Raw genomic sequence first — 10,730 nt, 5'->3', positions numbered from 1 at the left:
CGAGAAGCTAAAGCCGGTCAATGAAAACTTAAGCCAAGGCCCCAAAATTCAAAGTTAGTATTATTTGAATATTGCGCAAACGCTCTTTTATTAATCACGGCATAATTCAGGGAAATGTCACATGGGCGAAGTTCAAAAACAGTCCATTTGAGATAATGAGCCGTTTGACTCCCGCTGCTGACGGTTTGCCCTAAACTATTATCCTTGTCAAGCGGTAATCCTACCATATAGCCCAATCTTAAAAAGGAAATAATGCGAATACTTAGTCCAGCCAAAAGATAATGGTTATTACGCAGATTATATTTGTATGAGTAATATCCGTAACCAATGCTGGCCACCACTCGGCGATAACCAAAGGATACGTCCAGCGTTCCGGCATAATGGTCGATATCGGTTTTCCCCGAACTATTAAGGTACATAAGGCTCATTCCGCCGCCAAAAAAAGCTATGCGAACGCCCCTTTTTTTGCTGATATAATTCTTTCTGTCGTTGTTGGTTTTTTTCACGAATGGCCATTTCGTCCTTTATGCCAAGCAGATTATCTGCTCTTTTATCAATCTTAATTTCGTAGGACATGACGCTGATAAGGCTGCCGGTTTGAACGTCCGTTAGCTTCATTGTAATTTGAATATTTTCGGGCAATACCTGATACGAGCCGGTCAGTATAACGTTGGCATTCAGTAACTTCCCGGCTTCAACACTTTTACTTTGATCAACAAGATCGCTTATGGCCAACTGCTGTTCCAAAAGAACTTTTTCAAGTGAACCTCTTTCAACCACGTCAAACTCAATTCGCTCTTTATTATTCATCAATCCAATGATGATCTGATCCGTCATATAATTTTCAAAAATGGAGTAAGTAAGATTTGCTTCATTAAGAACCTGCCGGTCGAGATTAAATACACCGATTCTGACCGCACCCGGATTATTGTTGTATCGTGCTTGTAAATTCGAAACCGTTGTTTCTGCAATATTTTCTGTGACCTCGCGAATATCTTTTTGAGCAAACAGGGGAGGATAAGCGGTTGCAAAACATAATAGAATTGTAAAAAATTTAATCATATCAACCTCACATCGTATTAGTTAGCGGATGGTTCAATCAGAAATTTCGACTTTGGCGCAAGGACATTCGAACCTGAATGATCTTTCTATAAAAAAAGAAAACATAAAATAATTAATTTAAGAGGTTAAAACATTCGGCTGCTTTTTGAACAATGGTATCGGCTATCGAAAGCGAAGCCGTTGCCGCCGGCGACGGTGCATTACAGACATGTATGGCATGCGCGCTTGCGATGATCATAAAGTCGTCTGCTAAATTGCCAGTGGGCAGTAGAGCCTGCGCGCGCACTCCGGAGCCGCCTGTCATCAGATCGGAGGATTTAATTTCAGGCACCAGTTTCTGCAGCGCTTTGACAAATAACGTTTTACAGTACGACCTCTTCATTTCGCCAAATCCCATACGCCAATTTTTTTTGGCCAATTTTAGAAAGCCCGGATAAATGAGTGTTTCGATTGTATCGATCAAATTGAAATCGCTTTTCTTATAACCTTCGCGCTTGAATGCCAGCACCGCATTCGGCCCGGCCTCGACGCCGCCGTGAATGAGATTGGTAAAATGGACGCCAAGAAAGGGAAAGCGCGGATCGGGAACCGGATAAATGAGTCCTTTTACTAAGTAGTCCATATCGGGTTTGATCTTGTAATATTCGCCGCGAAACGGCACGATCTTGACCATGGGATCTATTCTGCCCATACGTGCGACGCGATCTGAAAATAAGCCTGCGCATCCGATGATAAAGCGGACTTGAATTTCATCATGCGGTGTTCGCAAGATCCAATTTTTTGAGTTCTTTGCAATAGAGACTACGCGCGAACCCAGAAGAATTTGATAGCCGGCTAACTGAATGTGTTCTCCTAACTTTTCAGAAACCTGCGCATAATCAACAATTCCTGCGTGCGGAACATGCAGGGCGCGTATTCCTGCAGCGTGAGGTTCAATTTCCTTCAACTCTTCACGGCTTAGGATTTTCAGGTCCTCGACGCCGTTGGCGACGCCTCGCCGATAAAGTTCGTCGAGAGCCGGTAACTCACTTTCATCCGTTGCTACGACAACCTTTCCGCACAGATCGTATGGAATCGAGTTCGCCTCACAAAATTGAATCATCATTTGAGCGCCACGTACGGCGGTTGAAGCTTTTGTCGAACCCGGTTTATAATAAAGCCCGGAATGAATAACGCCGCTGTTATGGCCTGTTTGATGCGCCGCGAGCCGATTTTCTTTTTCAATGATGACGTTTTTTAGACCAGGATATTGCTGCGATAGACGATAAGCTGTTGCCAAACCGACGATTCCGCCGCCGATAATACCAATGTCAAACTGCTGGGACATACAAATAAAAATAAAACATATAAGTATAGCTGTAAAATATCGATCAACTTCGTTTCATATTCAACGACTATTTGAACTGATCACAAATAATTCAAAAATAAAAACCTATATCATTTGCATGTCTAATAATCCCTTGACTTTTTTGATACCGCAAACTATATTGGGCTCTCTTTTTGGAGAGCTTGAGTTTTAACATCACATAGGATAATCAACTATTAAATAGTTAATTATTTGTTTACTTGGAGGGTTTTAAGGAATGTTTAAGAACAAAAATGTCAGGATAGGAATCATTCTCGTTTGCATAGCGTTATCCTTGGTTGCACTGTGGCCGACGTTCAAATTCTATGGATTATCTAATGACGATAAAGCGAAGATGCGTGAATCGGCAGAGGGAACCAAAGAACTGAACGACCTTCAGGGCAAATCTATTAATCTAGGGCTTGATCTTAAAGGCGGTATTCATCTTGTTTTGGAAGCGGATGTGGTCACGCTGTTTGAGAATCTTGTAAAGACCAAAGATAACGAATTTGTAAAAATATTTGAGAAAGCGGCTGCCGAATACCGCACCGATCAGGAATCCAATTTTGCCACGATATTGGAGAATCATTTTTCCGAAGCCAGCCTGCCGATGATTAATTACTGGGGAGATAAACATAAAGATGATGCCGGCGTTGTCAAATTTCTTAATGACGAAGCTAAGGACGCCGTTGATCGTGCCCAATCGATTATTAGGAACCGTGTGGATCAGTTCGGCGTGAGTGAACCGACAATTCAGAAACAGGGCGACCATCGTATTGTCGTTGAATTGCCTGGAATTGACGATCCTATTATTGCCAAGAATCTAATCCAGCAAACGGCATTACTCGAATTCAAACTGCTCCGTGATCCGCAGGATGCAGGTAACATATTTGAAAGATTGGATACGTATTTTGCGCGAATTGATACGCTGAATGCGCAAGGTTTAATGACGGATTCAACAGTGAAAGTTGCTAAAGATACCACCAGGTTAAGTGGTCTATCGGCTGAATTGCTTAAGCCCGAAAGCGATACTGCAAAAACGGATACGGCCGGTATCCAATCCGGGGCGAAACCGTTTACGCAATATATTATCGGACAACAGATCGGCCAAACGGGTTATGATTTTTATGTTGCTGCGCAGAACCTGGAATTCGTGAGGTCCCTGCTATTCATGAAAGTCGGCGACCGAACAAAAATCAAGCCAGGTGTACAAGCCGCTATCGGTGAATCGAATGAAATTTTATTCAGCAATAAGGAAGTTCATGAAGGATTTTACGCCGCCTACGTTGTAAAAAAAGCAGCGGAGTTATCCGGCGCGGTGGTAACCGAAGCGAAGCAGGATATTTACCAGGGAATGGATCCCGGTATGGCGGGGCGGCCTATCGTCACTCTAAAAATGACTCCAGACGGCAGCAAACGTTGGGCGGTTGTGACCGGGGCGAATATTAACAAACGCATTGCAGTAGTTTTGGATGACAGAGTACAATCGGCTCCGAATATCATTGAAAAAATTTCGGGCGGCAATACCCAGATTACAGGCATGGATAACATGGAAGAAGCCAAGAGCCTTGCCATTGCACTACGCGCAGGTTCTCTGCCGGCGCCTGTTCACATTATTGAAGAACGCACCATTGGCCCATCGCTCGGCGCAGATTCGATTGACAGCGGAAAATTAGCTTTTTGGGTTGCATTCATCGTCGTTGCTATTGCGATGATTATATATTATCGAAATTCAGGCGGCGTTGCCGATATGGCGCTCGTCCTTAATGTGCTTTTTTTGATGGGAATTCTGACCGGGTTTGGATTTACGTTGACATTGCCGGGCATTGCAGGTATGATTTTGACCATGGGTATGGCTGTAGATGCCAACGTGCTAATATACGAACGTATCCGTGAGGAGATACGTCTGGGCAAAACCGTTCGCGCATCTATAGAAACGGGTTTTTCAAAAGCATTTGTTACTATTCTTGACGCTAATTTGACCACTTTTGGAACCGGCTTGGTACTATTTCAGTTTGGTACCGGCCCGATAAAGGGTTTTGCCTTGACGCTCATGATTGGAATTATTACAACAATTTTCTGTGGAGTTTTTGTAACACGGGTTCTTATGGATTTGATCTACGATCGTGCAACGATAGAGCAACGAATCAGTATCGGCGTGAATTATGACCGTATAGCAACTCAAAAAGTTTAAGAAAAATAATACACGAAAGTGTAAGGAGCATTTGTAATGGAGTTTTTGGTTAATAAGAATTATGCCTTTGTGGCGCTGCGAACCAAGGCCTATCTGGTCTCAGGCAGCTTGATCATATTGAGTTTGCTTTTATTTTTTGTTATGGATCTGAACTACGGTGTCGACTTTGTTGGTGGAACTTCACTCGAAGTGAAATTCAAGGACCCGGTTGAGTTGGAAAAAGTTCGTTCGGTTGTTTCCAGTAAATTTGGCGCCGATCGTATACAAAATTTCGGATCTCCAAGTGACGTATTGATTCATGTCATTGAACAAAATGATAAGGTAGCCGGCGAAGTTTTGAACTTGTTAAACGCCAACTTTACGGCTAACCAGGCGGAAATGCGTTCGGTAAGCCAGGTCGGGCCGAAGATCGGCGAAGAATTAAAAAGTTCTGCTGTTTGGGCTACGCTTTGGGGTTTATTCTTTATTATTGTATATTTGGCCATCCGGTTTCACTGGAAGTGGGGATTAGCCGCTGTCATTGCTTTGTCCCATGACGTTTTGATCACCTTGGGTGTATTTGTGGTTTTACGATTGGAGTTTTCACTCGGAGCGGTTGCCGCGTTTCTTACGATTGTCGGATATTCTGTTAATGATACTATTGTCGTTTTTGATCGTATTCGTGAAAATCTTCGATTACTTAAAAGGGGTTTGACTTTTGAACAGGTTGTAGACAAAAGCATAAATGAAACTTTGAGCCGGACGATCATGACGTCATTCATGACTTTGCTGTCAGTAATAGTACTGCTGATACTTGGTGGCGAAGTAATTCGACCTTTTGCCTGGGCGCTTCTCACGGGCATCATAGTTGGAACTTATTCCTCGGTTTTTGTTGCAAGCCCGGTATTAATCGAATGGCAGGCCGGCGAAGACCTGAAAGCTAAAGCAAAATAATTTTCTCAACTTGACTGGGTTTTGAAAATCGTGTATTTTGTTTTGATGTCTAATCATAAGAAAGAATTCATATGGAATTCAACACGCTTGAAAAAAACGGAATTGTGATAATGGAGGTTTGCGGCAGCATCCTGGGCGGCCCGGACGCGACACAACTCAACGACGAAGTGCATCGCTGGATAAAGGAAGGCAAAAAAAACTTCATTGTTAACTTGCAGGCGGTGGATCTAATCAACAGTTCCGGGTTGGGTATATTAATAAGCAATCTGACCAATGTCAAAAACAACGGCGGCGATTTACGATTGAGTAATCTTTCCCAGAAGATCAGGCAAATATTTCAGATTACGAAATTGGCATCGGTTTTCAAACAATTTGAAACCGTAGATGACGCGGTAAAAAGTTTCTCATGATGTAGCATTTAATGAATCTATGATAGTACAAAACCCAAGATCTGCCAGCAGGTTTTGGGTTATTTTTTGCATATTATCAATTCTAAGGAAGAAATCATGCCGGTTAGAGTTATTATTGGGGCCCAATGGGGAGACGAAGGAAAAGGAAAAATTGTAGATTTGCTTGCGAGTAAAGTTCAGGTCGTTGCGCGGTATCAAGGCGGTGCAAATGCAGGTCACACGATATGGGACGGTGATAAGAAATATATACTGAGGCTTATACCCTCGGGCATATTGCACGACGGCGTGATGTGTATTCTTGGCAACGGGGTTGTTATTGATCCGATAGCGTTCTTTTTGGAGTTGGATGGTCTTGCAAAGGGCGGTATTAAAATGGAAGGCCGGATCATGGTGAGTCCGCATGCGCACATTATTTTTCCGTATCACATGCTCATTGACCAGGCGAAGGAAAAATATCTTGGAAAGAATCAGGTGGGAACCACGCAGCGCGGCATCGGGCCTGCCTATTTGGATAAAATTGATCGTTGCGGAATCCGAGCCATCGATTTAATGAACCATGAGAAGCTAACCGGAAAACTGCAAAAAAATATATCTGAAAAAAATAAAATACTTAAGGCTTTTGGCGCTGAGGAGTTGGCTCCGGATCCAATGATCAAACAGTTTCATGAACTGGGAAATCGGCTGAGTGAATATGTAAAAGACATAGCTGTTTATTTATACGAGGCAGTTAAGGCAAACAAAGAAGTCCTGCTCGAAGGCGCCCAGGGTACCCTGCTCGATATTGATCACGGGACCTATCCGTTTGTGACTTCGTCAAATTCCAGCAGTGGCGGCGCCAGCACGGGGTTGGGTTTGGGGCCGACAAAAATCGATCATGTGATGGGCGTGGCAAAAGCTTATACCACTAGGGTCGGCAACGGGCCGTTTCCAACAGAGTTTGATGAAACATTTTCTGAAAAAATTAGAAAATTGGGGGGCGAGTATGGCGCGGTAACCGGGCGTCCGCGTCGCTGCGGCTGGCTTGATCTTGTACAGCTAAAGTATGCAATGGTGGTAAACGGTATTGACGAATTGGCTATAACAAAATTGGACGTACTTGATACTTTAGACGAATTGAAAGTATGTATTGCTTATAAAGTAGATGGTGTGAAAATAGATTATCCCGTAACGGATGCAGGAGAACTTGCTAAAGTTGAGCCTGTTTATACAACCGTTAAAGGTTGGTTATCGGATACCAGCAATGCCAAAAAATATACAGATCTTCCGGAAAAGGCCAGATCGTACTTAAAGTTTATAGAAGATTTCATGGAAGACGCTAAGATTAAAATTGTTTCAGTCGGTCAGGAACGAGATCGTACACTTATGATATAATTTGATTCAAGGTTTTTATGAGTGATAAATTATTTGAACCGGTCATGGGGCTGGAAGTTCATTGTCAACTGCTGACGCATACCAAAGCGTTTTGCACTTGCAGCGCGGCATACGGCGGGACACCCAACTCACAAACTTGTCCGGTTTGCCTGGGACTTCCGGGGGCCTTGCCTGTGCTGAATAAGCAGGCTGTTGAATTTGCGATTCGCATGGGACTCGCCGCGCACTGCATTATTGCCGCCGAATCTATATTTGCGCGAAAAAACTATTTTTATCCTGATTTGCCAAAAGGGTATCAAATTTCACAATTCGATAAACCCTTATGTGAACACGGATGGATTGAAATAGAAGTTGGGGAGGAGACCAAACGCATCGGTATCAAACGTATTCACCTTGAGGAAGATGCCGGCAAATCTATTCATGATGACGCAGTAACGGGAGGAAGCGCAACATTTATTGATCTGAATCGCTGCGGCACGCCTTTAATTGAAATTGTATCTGAACCGGATTTTCGATCTGCAGCAGAGGTGACCGCCTATCTTACCAAAATACGCCAGATCGTCCAGTACCTTGAAATATGCGATGGAAACATGGAGGAGGGCAGCCTTCGATGTGATGCGAATATATCCATGCGCCCTGTCGGCGTTGAAAAACTAGGAACAAAGACTGAACTTAAGAATATGAATTCGTTTAAGGCGGTTGAAAGGGCTTTGGCCTATGAGATGGCAAGACAAGCAAAAGTGCTCAAGGAAGGCGGTGTGATCATTCAACAAACTCTTTTGTGGGATGATAATGCAGGAGAATCCCGCGCCATGCGCAGCAAAGAAGAAGCGCATGATTATCGATATTTTCCAGAACCGGATCTCGTGCCGTTAAAGGTCTCAAAGGAGTGGATTGAATCCGTTTCTGAAAATTTATCTGAATTACCGCAGGCGCGTCGCGATCGTTTTGTGAAGGAGTATGGAATTCCAAAATACGATGCTGAAGTGTTGACGTTAAATAAATCTTTGGCAAATTATTTTGAAGAAACTCTGAAATTTGTGAAGGATGCAAAACTCGCAAGCAACTGGATCATGAGCGAGATGATGGCTGTCATGAAAGAAAACAAACAAGAGGCGGATCAGTTCATCGTGACGCCTAAAAATCTCGGTATAATGCTGGATCTTATTCTTAAGGAAACTATCAGCGGCAAGATGGCTAAAAGCGTATTTGAAGAAATGTGCAAAGAGGGTGCAGATCCAAATACTATCGTGAAAGAAAAGGGATTACTGCAAATCACAAATCGTGAAGAAATCGAAAAATTGGTTGATAAAATGTTCGAGTCCAACCAATCCCAGCTCAAGGAATACCTGAGCGGCAAGAAGGCATTATTTGGACATTTTGTTGGGCAGGTAATGAAAATATCACAAGGCAAAGCCAACCCCGGTATGACCAATGAGATATTGAAAGAGAAGTTGAAGAAGCATGGCTAGCGGAAAAATTGCTTGCAGGTCATAACGATATTTTTTATCTTGCACCGCTTTGAAAAAAGTGGATTTTTGTTGAATAGTGTCGAAATTAAATGGTCTTAGGAGAGATGCAGGAGTGGTTTAACTGGCTCGCCTGGAAAGCGTGTGTGCGGCTAACCCCGTGCCGTGAGTTCGAATCTCACTCTCTCCGCTTCAAGTTTTATAAAAGTAACATAACGTAAGGAGGCGACCTATGAAAGTTGACATGGTCATGCCGCAAATGGGGGAAAGTATTGTCGAAGGCAAAATCCTAAAGTGGCATAAAAAAGTCGGCGACAAAGTTGCCAAAGATGAGACCGTTCTGGAGATCAGCACGGACAAGGTGGATTCTGAGATCCCTTCTCCTACCGCTGGGGTCATCACAGAATTAGTAATTGCAGAGGGAGAAACCGTGTCGGTTGGGACTTTGATCGCACGCATAGAAACTGATGCGTCGGTAAGCGTATCATCAAAGCCCGTTTCTACACCTTCTGTTCAGAAAAAGGACGATCAAAAATCCGCAGCAGTAACTCCGGTGAAATCAGCTTCGCCGAGTTCCGCAGGTTCTGTAGATATGGTTATGCCGCAGATGGGCGAGAGCATTACTGAGGGCAAAATTCTAAAGTGGCACAAAAAAGTCGGAGACAAGGTTGCCAAGGATGAAACCGTTTTGGAAATAAGTACGGATAAGGTGGATTCAGAAATTCCCTCGCCTGTATCAGGACTCATTACAGAAATCCTGGTGCCGGAAGGTGAGACAGTATTGGTTGGAACACTAGTCGCTCGAATCGGAAGTGAAGTTGGCGCTTCGGTGTCTAAAACGGAAACAAAAAAAGAAGAGGCCATGCACTTTTCAAGTTCAATCGAAGATTTTCAGAAACAGAATCAGATTCTTACGCCCGCTGTAAAGGCAACCGTTCAATCCGGCGCGCTGCTGAGTGGCGGCAACGGCGATAGGTTTTATTCGCCATTGGTTAGAAATATTGCCAAAACAGAAGGAATCACGATGCAGGAACTGGAAACCGTTCCCGGCAGCGGATTGAACCGCCGCGTGACGAAAAATGATATTATGGCATATTTGGGTACTCGCCGTAAAGGTGTTTTTACTCCGCAAACTACAAGAGTTGCTGCCGTTACTTCGGCTGTCGCAAAACAGCCGAGCGAAGTGAAGTACGGATTTAACAAAGAGCGTGTAGAATTCATCGAAATGAACAACGTTCGTAAGTTGACGGCGGAGCATATGCGCAGAAGCGTTGATACATCGGCTCATGTATATACAATGACCGAAGTGGACATGACTAATATTGTCAAATTCAGAACGAAGCATAAAGACGCATTTGAAAAACGCGAAGGTTTTAAGCTGACTTATACGCCATTTTTAATTGATGCCATGGCAAAAACTCTGAAAGACTTGCCGATGGTCAACGTTTCTGTCGAGGGCACCACGATTATTAAGAAAAATTATATCAATGTCGGCATGGCTGTTTCAATAGAGAATAACACCGGACTCATAGTTCCCGTAATCAAAGATGCAGATACGTTGAATCTGACGGGTATTTGCCGGGCTGCCAATGATATGGCCATGCGGGCACGTACGAAAAAACTTAAACTGGATGAAATTCAGGATGGAACTATAACGCTAACGAATATGGGCGTTTTTGGAAGCACGGCAGGTTTTCCGATCATCAATCAGCCGCAAGTTGCGATCATGGGCGTTGGGATGATCAAAAAACGTCCGGTGGTTATCGAGTCTTCGGATGGCGATGATACGATTGCGATACGCTCGATTATGTTTGCGTCACTGTCGTATGATCATCGCGTCGTGGATGGAGCGCTCGGCGGCGCATTTTTGCAGAGGGTTACACATTATCTGGAGAATTTTGATATGAATACGCCTCTTTAATTTCTCAGAAATATTCTACAAATTA

The 10,730-nt window shown here is 43.6% G+C and carries 9 protein-coding genes and 1 tRNA gene; 7 read left to right on the top strand and 3 right to left on the bottom strand.

What is annotated here, in order from left to right; genetic code table 11:
- Positions 1–17: 17 nt before the first annotated feature.
- The 3 genes from F9K33_09520 to lhgO all read right to left on the bottom strand — a co-directional run bounded on the left by F9K33_09520 (position 18) and on the right by lhgO (position 2,389).
- Positions 18–428 carry a hypothetical protein gene (locus F9K33_09520; GenBank protein KAB2879345.1) on the bottom strand — a complete coding sequence of 137 codons (411 nt, stop codon included), beginning with the start codon at positions 426–428 and terminating at the stop codon, positions 18–20.
- The gene (locus tag F9K33_09515) at positions 409–1,062 is read right to left on the bottom strand and encodes a hypothetical protein (protein ID KAB2879344.1); all 654 of its coding nucleotides are present in this window, start codon (positions 1,060–1,062) and stop codon (positions 409–411) included. Before F9K33_09515 ends, F9K33_09520 begins: the two co-directional genes overlap by 20 nt.
- 112 nt (positions 1,063–1,174) lie before the next feature.
- A complete protein-coding gene (lhgO, locus tag F9K33_09510) occupies positions 1,175–2,389 on the bottom strand; it encodes an L-2-hydroxyglutarate oxidase (protein KAB2879343.1) in 1,215 nt (404 codons plus the stop codon).
- Between the two features lie 256 nt (positions 2,390–2,645).
- On the opposite strand from lhgO, the gene secD reads away from it, so the two are divergent.
- The 7 genes from secD to sucB all read left to right on the top strand — a co-directional run bounded on the left by secD (position 2,646) and on the right by sucB (position 10,705).
- Complete coding sequence (gene secD / locus F9K33_09505) at positions 2,646–4,601, top strand: protein translocase subunit SecD (GenBank protein KAB2879342.1); 1,956 nt, start codon at positions 2,646–2,648, stop codon at positions 4,599–4,601.
- A 36-nt stretch (positions 4,602–4,637) separates the two neighbouring features.
- A complete protein-coding gene (secF, locus tag F9K33_09500; protein KAB2879341.1) occupies positions 4,638–5,534 on the top strand; it encodes a protein translocase subunit SecF in 897 nt (298 codons plus the stop codon).
- A gap of 71 nt (positions 5,535–5,605) precedes the next feature.
- Positions 5,606–5,944, top strand: coding sequence for an STAS domain-containing protein (locus F9K33_09495; protein ID KAB2879340.1), 339 nt, complete (start codon positions 5,606–5,608; stop codon positions 5,942–5,944).
- Between the two features lie 96 nt (positions 5,945–6,040).
- A complete protein-coding gene (locus F9K33_09490) occupies positions 6,041–7,315 on the top strand; it encodes an adenylosuccinate synthase (GenBank protein KAB2879339.1) in 1,275 nt (424 codons plus the stop codon).
- 17 nt (positions 7,316–7,332) lie between these two features.
- The gene (gene gatB, locus F9K33_09485; GenBank protein KAB2879338.1) at positions 7,333–8,787 is read left to right on the top strand and encodes an Asp-tRNA(Asn)/Glu-tRNA(Gln) amidotransferase subunit GatB; all 1,455 of its coding nucleotides are present in this window, start codon (positions 7,333–7,335) and stop codon (positions 8,785–8,787) included.
- Between the two features lie 98 nt (positions 8,788–8,885).
- Positions 8,886–8,974: transfer RNA gene (locus F9K33_09480), tRNA-Ser, on the top strand.
- 42 nt (positions 8,975–9,016) lie between these two features.
- The gene (gene sucB / locus F9K33_09475) at positions 9,017–10,705 is read left to right on the top strand and encodes a 2-oxoglutarate dehydrogenase, E2 component, dihydrolipoamide succinyltransferase (protein KAB2879337.1); all 1,689 of its coding nucleotides are present in this window, start codon (positions 9,017–9,019) and stop codon (positions 10,703–10,705) included.
- Positions 10,706–10,730 lie beyond the last annotated feature (25 nt).

Source organism: bacterium (genome assembly GCA_008933615.1).
Classification (GTDB): domain Bacteria; phylum CLD3; class CLD3; order SB21; family SB21; genus SB21.
The sequence above is the reverse complement of the archived record's forward strand: the minus strand, read 5'-3'. Positions and strand labels throughout refer to the sequence as shown.